Below are 16,451 nucleotides of genomic sequence, written 5' to 3'. Positions count from 1 at the left end.
ATGCCTGTCGTCAGTGCCGAGGCGGTCGTGCCCGTCGACCCGGCGACGGCGTTCGCGGTGTCTCAGACGACGGGAGAGGTACGTCGACGCTGGGACCGCTTCATCAGCGAGCAGCATCTCATGGACGATGCGGAGGCCCCCGCGAAGGGCGTGCGCACGTTCACCCGGCAGCGGTTCGGTCTCTCGATGGTCAGTCGCTACGTGTCATATGCCCCGCCCACGAATGTGGGCATGGTGATGGAGCGGGGGCCGTGGTTCTTCACCAAGCTCGGCGGCGGCTGGCGGTTCACCGAGGTGCCTGAGGGCACGCTGGCCGTGTGGAAGTACAACTTCTCGTGCCGCCCGGCCTGGCTCGCGCCGATCGCCGAATGGATCGGTGTTCGCGTGCTCGGTTTCGAGATCCGTCGTCGCCTCGCCGGATTCGTCCGCGGCTGTTCAGACTCTCAGGTTCTGGCGGCGGTAGGGCGCTGACCGCGGCGCTCTCCGCACTGCCGGGGCTGACCGAGGGGCACAGAAAAGCGGGTGCGTCGATGCCTGAGCATCGGCGCACCCGCCTCTATGACAGCTGAAGGTCAGCGGCCCTGCGAGCTCCAGCCACGGCCACCCTGGCTGCGGGACTGACCGCCCTGGCGAGATCCGCCCTGGCCACCCTGTCGTGAATCCGTCTGCGCTGCCGGCGCACCCTGGCCGCCCTGGCCCGAGCGGGGACGACGGCTGCGACGCGACGGCGGGTTGGCGGCCGAGTTGCGCTCGCCGCCCGCCGGGCGCTGCTTGGGCGCCTGGCGCTGCGCCTGCTGCTGGATGGGAGCAGGACGCACGTGTGCGGCGCGCTCGGGAACCAGCTCGCTGACGGCGGCGGTGGTGACGGGCTCCAGAGCGGCGGTGATCGAGGCCTTGCGCAGGAGGTCCTTCACATCGCGGCGCTGTTCGGGGAGAACCACCGTGACGACGGTTCCTGCGGCTCCGGCGCGAGCAGTGCGACCCGAACGGTGCAGGTACGCCTTGTGCTCCATGGGCGGGTCGACGTGGACGACGAGATCGACGTTGTCGACGTGCACTCCACGTGCGGCGACGTCGGTGGCGACGAGGACGCGCACGCCGCCGTCCTCGGGAGCTGACGAGAAGGCGCCGAGGTTGCGCTCACGCGCATTCTGCGACAGGTTGCCGTGCAGGTCGACGGCCGGGATTCCGGCTGCGGTGAGCTGCTTCGCGAGCTTCTTGGCCTGGTGCTTCGTGCGGGTGAAGAGGATGCGTCGGCCGGTGCCGGACGCGAGCTCGCGCACGAGCTCGGTCTTGTTGTCGGTCGAGTCGACGACCAGCACGCGGTGGGTCATCTCGCCGACGGGCACGCTCTCTTCGTCGACCTCGTGGCTGACGGCGTTCGAGAGGAAGCGGCGGGCGAGCGTGTCGATGCCGCGGTCGAGGGTCGCGCTGAAGAGCAGACGCTGGCCGCCGGCAGGAGTGGCGGTGAGGATGCGGGTGACGCCCGGGAGGAACCCGAGGTCGGCCATGTGGTCGGCCTCGTCGAGGACGGTGACCTCGACGGCGTCGAGCTGTACGACCCGCTGCTTCATCAGGTCTTCCAGGCGGCCGGGGCACGCGACGACGATGTCGACGCCGCTGCGCATCGCCTGCTCCTGCGGGCGCTGGCTGACGCCGCCGAAGACGGTCGTGACGCGCAGGCCCTTGGCCTCGGCGAGCGGCGCGATGGTCGCTGCGATCTGAGTCGCGAGCTCCCTGGTCGGTGCGAGCACGAGACCACGCGGGTGGCCGGGGCGGCTGCTGCGCGAAGACGCGGAGAGGCGGGCGACGAGGGGGAGCGCGAACGCGATCGTCTTGCCGCTGCCGGTGCGGCCGCGGCCGAGCAGGTCTCGACCGGCGAGGGAATCGGGAAGCGTGTCGCGCTGAATCGCGAACGCCTCGGTCTTGCCGTCCTTGGTGAGGACGGCGGCGAGGTCGGCGGGCACGCCGAGATCGAGGAAGGAAGTCATAGGGGTATCTCCGTGAAAATGCACGCACGTACCAACGGGCCGGGTGCGGAAGGGTGGGCGACGGCGCGGGATCGCGCATCGTTTCGCCGTTCGAAATGGCCAGAACCAGGCAAGTGGCGCGGGAGCGTGTCGACGACGCAGACGTCTCGCATAGCGAGGATCGTCGGTTCGACACTATCACGCGTCAGGAGGAGAAGCCTGGGACGCGCTCCCGCTCAGCGCGTCGGTCAGGCGTGGAGAGCCTCGTTGAGTGTGACGCCGACACCCGCGCGCCGCACGGCCTCGACTGCTCCGCTGAGCGAGTTGCGGCGGAACAGCAGGCCGTCTTGACCCGACAGCTCGGCACCCTTGACGGTCTTCCTGCCCCCGTCGGGGGTCGCCGGGCCGTCGAGGAGCACGATCTTGGTGCCCGCCGTCACGTAGAGCCCGGCTTCCACGACACAGTCGTCGCCGAGCGAGATGCCGATTCCCGCGTTGGCACCCAACAGCGTGCGGGATCCGATCGAGACGCGGTGCGAACCCCCGCCCGAGAGCGTGCCCATGATCGACGAGCCGCCGCCGATGTCGCTGCCGTCGCCGACCACGACTCCCTGGGAGATGCGTCCCTCGACCATCGACGCGCCCAGCGTGCCCGCGTTGAAGTTCACGAAGCCCTCGTGCATGACGGTCGTGCCGGGGGAGAGGTGGGCGCCGAGGCGGACGCGCGAGGCGTCGGCGATGCGCACACCGGCGGGCTGAACGTAGTCGGTGAGCCGGGGGAACTTGTCGAGCCCCTGCACCTGGATCCCTGCCCGCTGGAGCAGGGGGCGAAGTCGTGCGGCGTCATCGGGATGCACGGGGCCGGCGTTGGTCCAGGCCACGTTCGGCAGGTGGGCGAAGATGCCGTCGAGGTTGAGCTCGTTCGGTCGCACCAGGAGGTGCGAGAGCGCGTGCAGTCGCAGGTAGGCATCAGCGGTCGACGTCGGAGCGGCATCCAGATCGATCTGCAGCTGCACCGTCTCGATCACGACGTTGCGGCGCTCGTCGGCACCGGCGAGGGGCTCGAGCGCGGCGAGGGCGGCGGCTGCCTCTCCGGCGCTGGGCGCGACGGCCGTCAGCTCGGGGAACCAGGCGTCGAGAACAGTGCCGTCGCCCGCGATCGTCGAAAGTCCGGTACCCCACACGGTGCGCGCCTCAGTCATGCCTCAACGGTATCGCGAGCGGGCGCGGACGATCGCACAGATGTCGGGGTAAGTAGGCTGGGTGCATGATGCTCGATCTGACAGCGTCCTCTGTCGACCTCACCCGCGCGATCTGCGACATCCCGAGTGTCTCGGGTGACGAGAAGACGCTCGCGGATGCCATCGAGGAGGCGATCTCCGTGTACTCGCATCTCGAGGTGATCCGCCACGGCAACACGATCGTCGCGCGCACCGACCTCGGACGCGCTCAGCGGGTGGCGATCGCCGGACACATCGACACCGTGCCCATCAACGGCAACGTGCCGACGAAGGACATCGAGATCGACGGAGTCGCGCACCTGTGGGGCCGCGGAACCGTCGACATGAAGAGCGGCACCGCGGTGCAGCTGAAGCTCGCTGCCGAGCTCACCGAGCCCGCCGTCGACATCACCTGGATGTGGTACGACAACGAGGAGGTCGAGGCGTCGAAGAACGGACTCGCGCTTCTTGCCGCCGTTCGGCCGGACCTCTTCCGGGCCGACTTCGCGATCCTCGGCGAGCCGTCGAACGGTGAGGTCGAGGGTGGCTGCAACGGCACGATGCGTGCGATCGTGCGCACCACGGGTGTGCGTGCGCACGCAGCCCGTGCCTGGATAGGCGAGAACGCCATCCATCGGGCCGCCCCGATCCTCGCGCGTCTGGCCGAGTATCGTGCGAAGGAGATCCCTGTCGACGGACTGCTCTATCGCGAGAGCATGAGTGCCGTCAGGATCACCGGAGGGGTCGCGGGCAACGTGATACCCGATGCGTGCGAGGTCGAGGTGAACTACCGGTTCGCGCCGAGCAAGTCGGCGGCGGATGCCGAAGCGCACATCCGCAACCTCCTTGCCGGCTTCGACGTCGAGATCACCGACGCCGCCGAAGGCGCGAGGCCCGGTCTCGATGCGCCGATCGCCCGAGACTTCGTGGCTGCCGTCGGCGCCGAGCCGCGTCCCAAGTACGGATGGACGGATGTCGCACGCTTCTCGGCCCTCGGCATCCCCGCCGTGAACTACGGACCGGGAGACCCGCACCTCGCCCACCATGACGAGGAGCGCGTTCCACTCGCGCAGATCGACGCCGTCGAGCGAGGACTGCGCGCATGGCTCAGTTCGCGCTGACCGCGACCCGCCGGTGGGCGGGTGCGCCGCTGGCGCTGCGGATCGCCCTGATCTACCTCGCGGCCCGCGCCGTGACGACCGCGATGATGATCGCGGCGGCGACGCTGTCGACGTCTCTGTCGAGGTTCGGGGCAGAGCCGGGGCTCGCCGATTTCATCGTCGGCTGGGATGCGCAGTGGTACTGGCTCGTCGCCGAAGAGGGGTATCCGTCTTCTCTTCCTCTCACTGAGTCCGGTGAGGTCGCAGAGAACGCCTGGGCGTTCATGCCGGTGTTCGCCTTCGCCGCCAAGACGGTCGGGTTCGTGTTCGGCTCATGGGGGATGGGTGCCTTCCTCCTGTCGTTCGCGGCGGGCTACTTCGCCTGTCTCGCGCTGCACCGACTGCTGCGCGACCGCATCGGCGCACGCGCGACGATGTGGTCGGTCGTGTTCTTCGCCTCGGGCCCGATCGCGGCGATGTTCCAGGTCGGATACGCCGAGACGCTGTTCCTCCTCCTGCTCTTCCTGGCGCTCGACGCCACGGTGCGCAGGAACTACGTCTGGCTCTATCTGCTCATCCCCGTCATGGCCTTCACCAGACCAGGGATCCTCGCATTCGCGCTCTATCTCGGTCTGCACGGCATCCTCCGCTGGTTGCGCCGCAGAGATGACCCCTTCGCCCCGCGGGAGATCGTGCACATCGTGACGCTCGGCGCGCTCGCCACGGTCGCCGGCTTCTCGTGGCAGGTCATCGCGGGTTTCGTCACCGGAGACCCCGGCGCGTATCTCGCGACCGAGCTCGCCTGGCGCAGGAACTGGCTGGTCGGCGGTGTCGACGGTTTCGTGCCGTTCGAAGGCTGGATCCAGGCGTCCCAGTTCTGGTTCGCGCAGTGGGGGCTCCCCGGAGGATGGGGCCCGGTCGCACTCGCGCTCCTCGTCGTCGCCGCCGGTGCTGCTCTGCTCTACCTGCCTCAGGTGCGCGCGCTCGGTCCCGACCTGAGGCTCTGGAGCGCGAGTTACCTTCTCTATCTGCTCGCCGTCTTCTTCCCCCAGTCGAGTACCTTCCGACTGCTGCTGCCGTTGAGTCCAGCCTGGGGAGCGCTCGCCGTGCCGCGCTCACGCGTCTGGCGACTCGGGGTTCTGATGGTCTGCCTGCTGGGTCAATGGCTCTGGATTTACCACATCTACGCCCTCGGGAACACGTTCTGGCAGGTGCCGTGAATGTTAAGGCTTGATGCATTTCTTCATAGGGGACATCCAGGTTCCGGTAACACCCGATAAACTGATCGCATACCACCGGAGGAAAAGGAGCCCACGATGGCAGCGATGAAGCCGAGGACCGGAGACGGACCCATGGAGGCCGTAAAAGAAGGACGACTCATCATCGTGCGCGTCCCGCTCGAAGGAGGCGGCCGTCTGGTCGTCTCCGTCAACGACGCAGAGGCGAAGGAACTCCACGACGTGCTGGCAGCCGTCGTGAAGCCCGCCTGAGAGAACTCGAATTCGCGCACGCGGATTCACGAAGAGGGCGACGGATCATCGATCCGTCGCCCTCTTCCGTCTGTCTGGGGTGTCGGCGGATCAGGCCTCGCCGACGCTGATCAGCTGCAGGAGGCCTTCGCCGGAGGCCGAGACGGTCGCGAGCACCGCTGACGACTCCTGGGTCTCCTGCACGAGCGAGCGATAGGCCGACGTCACTTCGTCGCGCTGCACGGGATCGGCCACACGACCGCCTCCGAGAACACGGGGGACCAGCACCATTCCGCCGGTGCGCACCAACCGCAGCCCGTGCTCGACATAGTCGATGACGTTCTCGGGGTCTGCATCGACGAGCACGATGTCGTATGACGCTTCGTTCATGCGCGGCAGCACATCGGCGGCGCGACCTGTGATGAAACGAGCCTTCGTCGCGGGGACTCGAGCTTCGGAGAACGCCTGACGAGCCGCGGCCAGATGCTCCGGTTCGTTGTCGATCGAGGTCAGCACAGCCTGTGGCGCCCCTCTCAGCAGCCAGAGGCCCGAGACACCGGCTCCGGTGCCGATCTCGACGATCGACCTGGCGCCTGTCGCGGCGGCCAGCACGGCGATCTGCGAGCCGACGGCCGCGCTGATCGGCGACGCGCCGAGTTCGATGGCGTGCGCACGCGCGCGGGCGATCGGCGAAGGCTCCACGATCGACTCGCGGATGAAACGTGCGTTCGCATCGTTCTCGCTCATTGACTGATTCTCCCGACTGAGATATGTGTTCTCCCAGGGTATGCGCTCGGTGCGCGGCACAACGGCAGGCGCGGCGGTAGCCTGGACACATGCAGTTCGGGATCACCTTCGAGAAGCTGCTGCTCATCGGTCTGATCGCTGCGCTGCTCATCGGACCGGAGCGGCTGCCCCGCTATGCCGAGAGCGTCGCGAAGCTCGCTCGGCGTGCCGGCGAGTTCCTCCGCGACACCAAATCGCGCGTCCGCGACGAGATGGGCCCGGACATCGACGACGTCGACTGGCGCAAGCTCGATCCTCGGCAGTACGACCCCAGACGCATCATCCGCGACGCTCTCTTCGAAGACGATGCGGCGCCCGGGCCGGCCAGGGCGGAGGCGGTCGTGGCAGAGCCCACGGTGAAGCCGGTGCGGACGCCGCGGGTGCGACCGGAGTTCTCGGTGGCGAGTCCGCCGCCGTTCGATCCCGAAGCCACGTGACGCGGACGGTCGACCCGAGTCGGCTCCGACGCAGAGACCGGATGGCGTTCGTCGCGGCCGCGATCTGCGCCGTGACCGGAATCCTCATCTGGACCCTGTGGGTGCTGCCGATCGTGCGGTCGATCGACGCCGCCGAGGATGTCCCGATCGGGGAGACGATGGCCGTCGAGCTCGACGCCGGGTCGCGAGTGGGCATCTGGACCAGCGGGATATCCGCCACGCTCGGCACCATGGACTGCACCGTCATCGGCCCTGACGGCGCCGAGCGTCCTCAGCGGGGCGCATCCGCGGTGAGCTGGGACGATGTGCTGTGGTGGATGACGCCGCGGCCCGGGTTCGCCCAGTCCGTCCAGGTCACCGCGGTCGAGGCGGGCACTCACCTGGTGGAGTGCCGGGATTCGCTCGACACGTACAACGGTCGATTCCTCGTCGCCGGCGACTCGATCGGCGACGGCAGCATCGGACTCGGCCGCACCGGCGGCAACGACTTCGCGGTGGGGACTCTGCTCGCTCTCGGAGCGGTGATGTGTCCACCGCTCGCCGTGCTTCTGCCGCTGGTGATCCTGCTGAGGCGCCTGATCACCCGCCGCGCGCCGAGGGCGACCCCGACCTGATCGCGGTCAGCCGATCCTCGACCGGAGCATCGCGATGTCGTCGTCGGACAGCAGCGCACGCGGGATCGCGGTGATCGCAGACGCCCCGCGGAGCTTGAAGAGCACGGCATGTCTGCCCGCACGCACGCTCTGGAAGGTGCTGTAGGCGATGTCCGACGATCGACTGCCGGCACCGACGTGCAGAGCGCTGTCGTCGAGCCGAAGCCACACGGCGCTGCCGGGAGGCGTGGCGGCGCGGACGGCGCGTCTGGCGCCGACGATCGTCATGACGACCGCGTAGACCATGAGGGCGATGCTCGCGACGGGCAGCAGACCCGACAGTCCCTGGGCGCCGGGCGCAGCGGTGAGATTGAGGATGCTGACGACCAGCGCCGCGACGAGGGCGATCCACATCACGATCGCGACGGGGCGGGTGAGGGCGTAGATCGCGGCGTCGCGTGCCATGCCCCGCAGCAGCTTCTCGTCGACGGTGAGAGCCACGATCGTCCTAGCCCAGGGTCATGGGCAGCGAACGGCCGGCGAGGCCGCGCCCCTGAGTGGCGAGGGAGCCTGCGAGCTCGCGGATCGCGACGGCGGCCGTGTCCTCGGGGTCGCTGAGTACCACGGGCACTCCGTCGTCGCCTCCTGCCCGCAGCGCGGGACTGAGGGGGATCGATGCGAGCAGCGGCACGGGCTGCGTCTCGGAGAGTGCGCTGGCCACGGCAGCGCCGCCTCCGGAACCGAACAGATCGACCACGGTGCCGTCCGCAAGCGTGAGGGCTCCCATGTTCTCGACCACGCCGATCACCCGCTGCCCGGTCTGGCGGGCGACCAGTCCGCTGCGGATCGCGACGTCCGATGCCGCCGCCTGCGGCGTCGTGACGACCAGCACCTCGGCGTGCGGAAGCAGCTGTCCGATCGAGATGGCGATGTCGCCGGTGCCGGGAGGCATGTCGATCAGCAGGATGTCGAGGTCGCCGAAGAACACGTCTGTGAGGAACTGCTGCACGGTGCGGTGCAGCATCGGTCCGCGCCAGGCGACCACAGCCTCGCCGTCACGGAGGAACATGCCGATCGAGATGGTCTTCACGCCGTGGGCGACGGGCGGAAGCATGAGGTCGTCGATGCGAGTGGGCTGTGTTCCCGCAGGGATGCCGAGGAGCCCAGGGATCGAGAAGCCGTGCACATCGGCGTCGACGAGGCCGACCGAGAGCCCCTGAGCAGCCAGCGCGACCGCGAGGTTCGCCGTGACGGTGGACTTGCCCACGCCGCCCTTGCCACTCGAGACGAGGATCACCCGTGTGAGCGAGTCGGGTCCGAAGGGCATCTGGCGAGCAGGCCGCCCGTCACGCAGCTTCTCGGTGAGCGCCTTGCGCTCGGACGGCGTCATCACTCCGACCTCGACATCCACCTCGGTGATGCCGGGCACCGATGCGGCGGCGGCACGCACATCGGATTCGATGCGGGCAGCTGCGGGACAGCCGACGATCGTCAGCACGATCGCGACGTGCGCGTGTGCTCCGTCGACACCGATCTCCCTGACCATGTCGAGATCGCCGATGGGTCTGCGCAGCTCGGGGTCGGTGACAGCGGCGACGGCCGCTCTCACGGAGTCAACCGAGCTCATGATGACGAGGAGCGGCCGCGCGCGCGTCGCTCGTTCGGCTCATCGTCGTGCTCGCCGAGCTCGGCGAGCAGCGATTTGAGCTCCTGGCGCAGCACATCGCGGGTCACGACCTGATTGGTGCGCTCTTCGAGCGACATGCGCAGTGCGACGATCTCCCGCGCGAGGTACTCGGTGTCGGCGAGGTTGCGCTCGGCACGCTGGCGATCCTGCTCGATCTGCACGCGGTCGCGGTCATCCTGGCGGTTCTGCGCGAGGAGGATCAGCGGGGCCGCGTACGACGCCTGCAGCGAGAGCATCAGGGTGAGGGCCGTGAAGCCGAGGGCTGCGTCGTCGAAGCGCAGGTGATCGGGCAGCAGGGTGTTCCAGCAGATCCAGAGCACGCAGAACAGAGTGAGGATGAGCAGGAATGCCGGGGTGCCCATGGCACGGGCGACCCATTCGGTGAAACGGCCGAAGCGGTCGCGCGACGTCGGGCGCTGCCGAGGGGTGCCGCGGCCCAGAGGGGCGTCGAGCCGAGGTGAGCGGGAGCGGGGCATCAGCGCACCTCCTTCGGGGTGGTCGTCGGCTCGTCACTGTCATGCGTGCGCCAGTCATCGGGCAGCAGATAGTCGAGGACGTCGTCGATGCTGATGGCGCCGACCAGACGATGAGCGGCGTCGATCACCGGAAGCGAGACCAGGTCGTAGCTCGCGAGCATCCTGGCCACCTCGGCCGCCGATGCGGTGACGCGCACAGGGTCGAGGCTGTCGTCCATGATCGCCCCGAGACGCTCGTGCGGCGGGTAGCGCAGCATCCTCTGGAAGTGCACCATGCCGAGCAGTCGGCCGGTCGGCGTCTCGAAGGGCGGCAGGGTCACGAACACGGCTGCAGCAAGGGCGGGGTGCAGCTCATGACGTCGGATGAGGGCCAGCGCCTCGGCCACGGTCGCGTCGGCGGAGAGGATGATCGGCTCGGGCGTCATGAGACCACCGGCCGTGTCAGGGCCGTAACGCAGCAGCATCCTGACGTCCTCTGCCTCTTCCGGCTCCATCAGCTCGAGCAGCTGCTCGAGGCGATTCGGCGGAAGCTGAGCGAGCAGGTCGGCGGCGTCGTCCGGCTCCATCTGGTCGAGGATGTCGGCGGCTCGCTCGTCGCCGAGGCGATCGAGGATGTGCACCTGGTCGTCTTCCGGCATCTCCTCGAGAGCGTCGGCGAGGCGATCGTCCGAGAGCTCCTCCGCGACCTCGATCATGCGCTGCTGCGGCAGGTCGAGCAGGGTGTTCGCGAGGTCGGCGGCATGCAGCTCGGAGTAGGAGGCGACGAGCTGCTCGGCCGACTGCGCCTCGCCGGGCGAGTGCTGCTCGGCGACCTCGCTCCAGGCGGCGAAGGTCGTCGGGCCCTTGGCGAACGGCGACGCGCTGGTCTTCGGGCGGCGGAGGAAGAGCTGGCTGACGGCCCACTCACCCAGACGGTTCGGCTCGATCGCGACATCTTCGATCACTGCGGTTCCTGTGCCGTCGACGAGGCTGACCCGTCGTCCGAGGAGCTCTGCGAGAACCCGCACCTCACCGGCACGAGGCGAGAAGCGGCGCACGTTGATGAGCCCGGTGCTGATGACCTGGCCGGCGCGGATCGACGTCACTCGTCCGATCGAGAGGAACACATGTCTGCGTCCGGGGATCTCGACCACGAGGCCGATGACGCGCGGGGCAGCCGTACTTCGGTACACGATGACGACATCTCGGACTTTGCCGAGCCGGTCGCCCACGGGATCGAAGACGGCGCAACCTGCCAGGCGCGCGGCGAATACCCGTTGTGTGCTCACTCGTCCAGCGTAGTGCGCGGGGTCCTCTCGCGGCCCCCGGCGGGGCCGCGGCAAGACACACTCCCGGCCCTGTCAACACAAGGCATGGAACAATGGCGGGATGAGCATGCTGAACCGTCCAGCCGACAGCCGCGATGAGGGCGAGATCGTCGCCTCCACTCGCGATTACGAAGGCGCCCAGAAGACGGTGTCGAAACTGATCGCGCAGGAGGTGCCGGCCCGAGACATCGCGATCATCGGGCAGAGCGTGCGGACGGTCGAGCGCATCACCGGGCGCCTCGGCTATGCGGCCGCAGCTCGATCGGGAGCCATCAACGGGGTGCTCATCGGCCTCTTCCTCTCCGCGATCCTCGTGATCGGCAACCCCGAGGTGCCGATCCAGCTCTTCGTCGGGTTCGTCTTCATCGGCGTCGCGCTCGGAATGCTCCTCAGCCTCGTGACGTATGCGATCGTGCGCCGACGTCGCGACTTCGCCAGCGTCACGCAGTTCGCCGCAGACCACTACGAGGTGCGCGTGCAGACGACGTCGCTCGCTAAGGCGCGTCTCGCCCTGGGCGCCGCCAAGCCTGCGCCGGTGCGTGCGCCCGTCGACCTGGACGAGCCGCCGAAGTACGGCGAGCGCATCGCCCCCGGGGGCCAGCCCGCCCCTGCCCCCGAGCCTCCCGTCTCGCCCGCGGACCCGACTCCCGGACCCGGACCGACCCCGCCGCTCGGCGGCCCTGAGGCCACCCCCGAAGAGCCGACGGTTCCGCCGCGCCCCGCAGATCCGTCCGCGCCCCCGACCGCGCCTCCGATCGACACGCCCGACCCCGGCAAGCCCGGCCTCCCGCCCACCTCGGCGGGAACCGTCTGATGTCCGACGCACAGCGCGAGCCCGACTCCTCGGCGACACCTGCGCACCCCGCGGTGCCTCCGGTTCCGCCAGCGCCTCCCGCGCAGAATCCGGTGCCGCCGGCGCCCGTGCATGGATACACACCGCCGCAGGCACCTGGGTATGCGCAGCAGCCCGCGCCGCAGTCTCCGGGATACGCTCCGCCGCAGGCTCCGGGGTATGCGCAGCAGCCTGCGCCGCAGCCACTCGGATACGCTCCGCCCGCGGCTCCCGATCAGGCGTCGGCGCCTCAGCAGCCCGTCGGATACGCTCCGCCGCAGACGCCTCCTCCGCAGGGGTACCCGGCACCCGGCTATCCGGTACAGGGCTATCCCGCCGGCGCCTATCCCGCTGCCGTGCCGCCGCGCGGCCTGCTCCCGTGGGCTCTCGGCCTTCTGATCCTGGTCCCGTTCCCCTTCGTGGGCGGAATCGCATCAGGGATCGCCATGGCGGTCAGCGGTGGAGCGTCGCGTCGCTTCGGCGGAGTTGCGAGTGAGAACGCTCGAGCGGCTGCGAACTGGGGTCTCACGTATCTGCTGGTCTCGACGGTCCTGCTCATCTCGCACTTCGTGATCCTGTTCTCGCTCACAGCTGACTCTCCGTCGACCGGTTTCTACCCCATCGGCATCCCGATCACGATCTACTTCGCGCTGTCGGTGCTGCACCTCGTGCTCGTGATCGTGGGCATGGTGAAGGCGTCCAGCGGCAAGGCCATGCGCGTACCGTTCGCGATTCCCTACCTGCGCGCCTGATGGTCGGGATCCTCGTCGATCTGCCCGCCGGACCGACCACCGTCTCCGCGGACTGGTCAGCAGGGAACAGCAGATCGACCGTGATCATCGCCCACGGAGCGGGCACCGGCAAAGACCACCCCTTTCTCACGGGCTTCGCCGAAGAGCTCGCCTCGCGTGGACACGCCACGCTGCGCTTCAACTTCCCGTACGTCGAGCAGGGCCGCAGGATGCCAGGGCCGGCGACGCATGCGATCGCGACTTGGAACGCGGTGGTCGCTTTCGCGCGCGAGCAGGACCCGGATGCGGCCATCTGGGCGACCGGCAAGTCGTACGGCGGACGGATGGCGTCGATGGCCGTCGCACAGGGACTCTCCGTCGACGGCCTCGCCTACCTGGGATACCCGCTGCACGCGCCCGGCAAGCCGGAGAAGCCGCGCGCCGAGCACCTTCCGGCGATCAGCGTTCCGCAGCTGTTCATCGAGGGTACGAACGATCCGTTCATCCAGCCGGTGACGCAGTTCGAGGAGGTCGTCGCGACCTGTCAGGACGCGCGCATCATCTGGATCGAGGGCGGCGGCCACACCTTCGAGGCGAAGGGGCGCAAGCGCCCCGCATCCGAGATCGGCGCGTCGCTCGCACCGCTTGTCGCGGAGTTCGTGCAGCACTGACACGATGGCAGGGTGAGTCTCGAACGAATCGCCCTGATCTCGGATGTGCATGGCAACCTCACCGCCCTCGATGCGGTGCTCGCCGACATCGGGCGCCGAGGGATCACACGCATCGTCAACCTCGGCGACACGGCGGGCAAAGGGCCGCGAGGCGAGGATGCGGTGCAGCGTTGCCGCGCGGTCTGCGAGGTGAACGTCCGCGGCAATTGGGACGACTTCCTCCCCGCGATCCCCGACGACGGACCGCCGGAGATGCTCTGGTGGCGCGACGAGCTGTCGCCGTCGAGCAGGGCATGGCTCGCGGCGCTTCCCGAGAGCGTAGACCTGGTGCTCAGCGGCCGTCGGATCCGGTTGTTCCACGCGTCGGCTCAGAGCCCGCACGTCAGGGTGCATTTCCACCACACACCCGAGCAGTTCTCAGCGATGTTCGAGGCGACGGAGATGACCGGTTACGGTCCTGTTCCCGACGTAGTGGGGTACGCCGACATCCACGACGCGTACATCGAGTCGAACGACGGACGCACGCTCTTCAACGTCGGAAGCGTCGGAAATCCGCTCGACACGCCCGTTCCGTCGTACGTGATCCTCGAGGGCGGGGGATCGGCGGACGATCCCTTCGGCATCCAATTCGTCAGGGTTCCATACGATGTGGAGGCCGAGATCTCTGTTGCAGAGTCACTCGATATGCCGACTGCCGATGTGTGGTCGATCGAGCTCCGCACGGCTGTCTACCGAGGGCGGCAATCGTGAAGGGCCTGCACCACGTCGAGATCTGGGTGCCCGACATCGATGAAGTCTCGAGCAGCTGGGGCTGGCTGCTGGAACGGCTCGGTTTCGAGCTCACCCGAGCGATGTGAGCTCAGCGTCGTCGAGAAGCCGGCGCACCGTGGACAGCCCGAGAGCGCTCATCGCAGGATTCGAGTCCTCGTAGTACCAGCCCAGTCCCATCGCCTGCTGCAGCGCCCACCCCGCGCCCCGCTGCCACTCGACATCCGACGTACCGAGCTGCTCGCGCACGATACGTCGGCGGGGCTCGTCGAACAGATGCCAGGCGGCGACCAGGTCGAGTGCCCGATCTGCAGGGCCGAAGCCGCCGCCGTCGAGAACGCCCACGAGGCGATCGCCCGACACCAGCAGGTTGAACGGGGTGAGATCTCGGTGGCTCATCACGTCCGGGCCGGAGCGCGGGAGGTCGCGCAGGGCGCCCCACAGTCGCCGGACGTGAGCCGCATCGACCAGGTGAGCGCTTCTCTCGATGCAGAGTGCGACCCACTCGTCATGATCGGCGAGGACGCCACCACGACCCTGGCCGTCGAACTCGCGTTCGCGTACATCCGCGGCCCGCAGCGACGCGACCAGCGTGGCGACCTCGAGTGCCAGGGCATCGGATATCGCGTGGAGGTCATGGCCCGCTGTCTCGCCCGGCACCCATGTCTGCATCGACCACGCCGACGGATACTCCGACGTCGCCGCGCCGATGCCGATAGGACGGGGCGATGGCACGATGCAGGCGTCTGCGAGCTCTTCCATCGCCGCCGCCTCGGCGGCCAGAGCATCCTCCGATTCGCCGACGAGCGGGAAGCGCGCCGCGAGATCGTCCCCGACCCGGATGATCGTGTTGACTGTGCCCGCCGCTCGGACGCGACGCAACGGCAGGTGGGTGAGCGCGGGAAACCGCTGCGCGATCAATCGCGCAGCGGTCTCCTCGGTGAGTTCGAGCTCGCCCTCATGCATGCGGCGGGTTCAGCTCTGGACGCGCGCGATCCAGGCCTCGACCTCGTCGGCGGTGCGCGGGATGTCGGCAGACAGATTGACCGGACCGTCCTGAGTCATCAGGATGTCGTCCTCGATGCGCACGCCGATGCCGCGGTACTCCGCGGGCACGGTGAGGTCGTCGATCTGGAAGTAGAGACCGGGCTCGATCGTGAACACCATGCCGGGGGCGAGGATGCCGTCGTAGTACATCTCTCGGCGAGCCTGAGCGCAGTCGTGCACATCGATGCCCAGATGGTGCGACGTGCCGTGCACCATGTAGCGACGGTGCTGTCCGCCGGCATCCGCGTCCAGCGCTTCCTGCGCGGTCACGGGAAGCAGGCCCCACTCGGCGACCCGGGCGGCGATCACGCGCATTGCGGCTTCGTGGACCTCGCGGAAGCGCACGCCGATCCGGGCCGCGGCGAATGCGGCATCCGCAGCCTCGCGCACCGTCTCGTACACCCGGCGCTGGACCTCGTTGAAGGTTCCGGAGACGGGGAGAGTGCGGGTGATGTCCGCGGTGTACAGGCTGTCAGCCTCGACGCCGGCATCCACGAGGATCAGGTCTCCGGGCACGACCGTTCCGTCGTTGCGGGTCCAGTGCAGGTAGCACGCGTGGGGACCGGATGCGGCGATCGTGTCGTAGCCCTCGCCATTGCCGTCTTCCCGAGCGCGACGGTGGAACACACCCTCGACGACGCGCTCGCCTCGAGCGTGCGAGATCGCCTCGGGAAGCGAGCGGATGACGTCGTCGAAGCCCTTCGCGGTGATGTCGACGGCACGGCGCATCTCGGCGATCTCGTACTCGTCTTTGACGAGACGAAGCTCAGAGACGAACCGCGTGAGGTCATCGTCATCTTCGAGTACGAGCTCGCCCTCAGCACTCGAGAACTCTTCGAGGTGCTCAGTCGCGACATCGAGGTCTGCGGCGACCCCGGAGAGCGAGGGGCGAGGGCCGATCCAGAACTCGCCGACCGTTGCGTCCGCGTAGAACTCGGTCGTCGTGCGGTCCGCGCGCTCTCGGAAATACAGTGTGACGTCGTGGCCCGAATCGGTCGGCTCGAACACGAGGATCGAGTCCGGCTCGGCATCCGATGCCCAACCGGTGAGGTGTGCGAAGGCCGAATGGGCGCGGTACGGGTAGTCGGTGTCGTTGCTGCGCTGCTTGAGCGAGCCGGCCGGAATGACCAGACGCTTGCCGGGGAAGGCGGCAGAGACGGCGGCGCGGCGTACTGCGGCGAACGGCGCCTGCGCGCGGGGCGCGGGGATCGACTCGGGGCGCTCGGCCCATCCGGTCGCGATCGTGTCGAGGAAGCCGCGGGGGAAGGGCTGCTTCCGGTTCGTGGTCGTGGCTTCGACGGGAGTCCCGGTCGTCGGCTCTGCGATCGTGTCGCGTTCTGCGGTGCTCATCCCACCA

Annotated in this window: 19 protein-coding genes; 10 read left to right on the top strand and 9 right to left on the bottom strand. The window is 68.6% G+C overall.

Annotation, left to right across the window (positions count from 1 at the left end; all coding sequences use genetic code 11):
- Complete coding sequence (locus RQG82_RS03725) at positions 1-471, top strand: SRPBCC family protein (RefSeq protein WP_311257769.1); 471 nt, start codon at positions 1-3, stop codon at positions 469-471.
- A 101-nt stretch (positions 472-572) separates the two neighbouring features.
- Here the strand turns inward: RQG82_RS03725 and RQG82_RS03720 are convergent, their stop codons facing one another.
- Positions 573-1,991, bottom strand: a complete 1,419-nt coding sequence (locus RQG82_RS03720; RefSeq protein WP_311257768.1) for a DEAD/DEAH box helicase — start codon at positions 1,989-1,991, stop codon at positions 573-575.
- Positions 1,992-2,218: 227 nt separating this feature from the next.
- Complete coding sequence (gene dapD, locus RQG82_RS03715; RefSeq protein WP_311257767.1) at positions 2,219-3,172, bottom strand: 2,3,4,5-tetrahydropyridine-2,6-dicarboxylate N-succinyltransferase; 954 nt, start codon at positions 3,170-3,172, stop codon at positions 2,219-2,221.
- Positions 3,173-3,237: 65 nt separating this feature from the next.
- Between dapD and dapE the strand changes: the two genes are divergently transcribed.
- The 3 genes from dapE to RQG82_RS03700 all read left to right on the top strand — a co-directional run bounded on the left by dapE (position 3,238) and on the right by RQG82_RS03700 (position 5,780).
- Positions 3,238-4,311, top strand: a complete 1,074-nt coding sequence (dapE, locus tag RQG82_RS03710; protein WP_311257766.1) for a succinyl-diaminopimelate desuccinylase — start codon at positions 3,238-3,240, stop codon at positions 4,309-4,311.
- A complete protein-coding gene (locus RQG82_RS03705; RefSeq protein ID WP_311257765.1) occupies positions 4,293-5,510 on the top strand; it encodes a hypothetical protein in 1,218 nt (405 codons plus the stop codon). The genes dapE and RQG82_RS03705 overlap by 19 nt, the downstream gene beginning before the upstream one ends.
- A gap of 96 nt (positions 5,511-5,606) precedes the next feature.
- Positions 5,607-5,780 (top strand): DUF3117 domain-containing protein, encoded by a 174-nt coding sequence (locus RQG82_RS03700; RefSeq protein WP_079112537.1) that lies wholly within the window; start codon positions 5,607-5,609, stop codon positions 5,778-5,780.
- 90 nt (positions 5,781-5,870) lie between these two features.
- On the opposite strand, the gene RQG82_RS03695 is transcribed toward RQG82_RS03700, so the two are convergent.
- Positions 5,871-6,506 (bottom strand): class I SAM-dependent methyltransferase, encoded by a 636-nt coding sequence (locus RQG82_RS03695; protein WP_311257764.1) that lies wholly within the window; start codon positions 6,504-6,506, stop codon positions 5,871-5,873.
- An 89-nt stretch (positions 6,507-6,595) separates the two neighbouring features.
- Between RQG82_RS03695 and RQG82_RS03690 the strand changes: the two genes are divergently transcribed.
- Both RQG82_RS03690 and RQG82_RS03685 read left to right on the top strand, forming a co-directional pair.
- Complete coding sequence (locus RQG82_RS03690; protein WP_042541994.1) at positions 6,596-6,982, top strand: translocase; 387 nt, start codon at positions 6,596-6,598, stop codon at positions 6,980-6,982.
- Between the two features lie 41 nt (positions 6,983-7,023).
- Entirely contained in the window at positions 7,024-7,596 is a 573-nt protein-coding gene (locus RQG82_RS03685) for a hypothetical protein (protein WP_311257763.1), read from the top strand.
- Positions 7,597-7,602: 6 nt separating this feature from the next.
- Here the strand turns inward: RQG82_RS03685 and RQG82_RS03680 are convergent, their stop codons facing one another.
- The 4 genes from RQG82_RS03680 to RQG82_RS03665 are packed head-to-tail and all read right to left on the bottom strand — an operon-like array spanning position 7,603 to position 11,006.
- Entirely contained in the window at positions 7,603-8,076 is a 474-nt protein-coding gene (locus RQG82_RS03680) for a YcxB family protein (RefSeq protein ID WP_311257762.1), read from the bottom strand.
- 7 nt (positions 8,077-8,083) lie between these two features.
- Positions 8,084-9,202, bottom strand: coding sequence for an Mrp/NBP35 family ATP-binding protein (locus RQG82_RS03675; RefSeq protein ID WP_311257761.1), 1,119 nt, complete (start codon positions 9,200-9,202; stop codon positions 8,084-8,086).
- The gene (locus RQG82_RS03670) at positions 9,199-9,738 is read right to left on the bottom strand and encodes a DUF1003 domain-containing protein (RefSeq protein ID WP_311257760.1); all 540 of its coding nucleotides are present in this window, start codon (positions 9,736-9,738) and stop codon (positions 9,199-9,201) included. The genes RQG82_RS03675 and RQG82_RS03670 overlap by 4 nt, the downstream gene beginning before the upstream one ends.
- Entirely contained in the window at positions 9,738-11,006 is a 1,269-nt protein-coding gene (locus RQG82_RS03665; protein ID WP_311257759.1) for a magnesium transporter MgtE N-terminal domain-containing protein, read from the bottom strand. The genes RQG82_RS03670 and RQG82_RS03665 overlap by 1 nt, the downstream gene beginning before the upstream one ends.
- 100 nt (positions 11,007-11,106) lie before the next feature.
- Between RQG82_RS03665 and RQG82_RS03660 the strand changes: the two genes are divergently transcribed.
- The 4 genes from RQG82_RS03660 to RQG82_RS03645 are packed head-to-tail and all read left to right on the top strand — an operon-like array spanning position 11,107 to position 14,029.
- The gene (locus RQG82_RS03660) at positions 11,107-11,859 is read left to right on the top strand and encodes a general stress protein (protein WP_311257758.1); all 753 of its coding nucleotides are present in this window, start codon (positions 11,107-11,109) and stop codon (positions 11,857-11,859) included.
- The gene (locus tag RQG82_RS03655) at positions 11,859-12,629 is read left to right on the top strand and encodes a DUF4870 domain-containing protein (RefSeq protein WP_311257757.1); all 771 of its coding nucleotides are present in this window, start codon (positions 11,859-11,861) and stop codon (positions 12,627-12,629) included. The genes RQG82_RS03660 and RQG82_RS03655 overlap by 1 nt, the downstream gene beginning before the upstream one ends.
- Positions 12,629-13,279: an alpha/beta family hydrolase gene (locus RQG82_RS03650; RefSeq protein ID WP_311257756.1), complete on the top strand. Its 651-nt coding sequence runs from the start codon at positions 12,629-12,631 to the stop codon at positions 13,277-13,279. The genes RQG82_RS03655 and RQG82_RS03650 overlap by 1 nt, the downstream gene beginning before the upstream one ends.
- Positions 13,280-13,291: 12 nt before the next feature.
- The gene (locus RQG82_RS03645) at positions 13,292-14,029 is read left to right on the top strand and encodes a metallophosphoesterase family protein (RefSeq protein WP_311257755.1); all 738 of its coding nucleotides are present in this window, start codon (positions 13,292-13,294) and stop codon (positions 14,027-14,029) included.
- Between the two features lie 90 nt (positions 14,030-14,119).
- Here the strand turns inward: RQG82_RS03645 and RQG82_RS03640 are convergent, their stop codons facing one another.
- Positions 14,120-15,013, bottom strand: coding sequence for a phosphotransferase (locus RQG82_RS03640; protein WP_311257754.1), 894 nt, complete (start codon positions 15,011-15,013; stop codon positions 14,120-14,122).
- Positions 15,014-15,022: 9 nt separating this feature from the next.
- Positions 15,023-16,444 (bottom strand): aminopeptidase P family protein, encoded by a 1,422-nt coding sequence (locus tag RQG82_RS03635; protein WP_311257753.1) that lies wholly within the window; start codon positions 16,442-16,444, stop codon positions 15,023-15,025.
- Positions 16,445-16,451 lie beyond the last annotated feature (7 nt).

Source organism: Microbacterium sp. WCS2018Hpa-9 (assembly GCF_031843745.1).
Lineage (GTDB): Bacteria > Actinomycetota > Actinomycetes > Actinomycetales > Microbacteriaceae > Microbacterium.
Note: the sequence above shows the minus strand (reverse complement) of the source record. Positions and strands in the feature narration are given on the sequence as shown.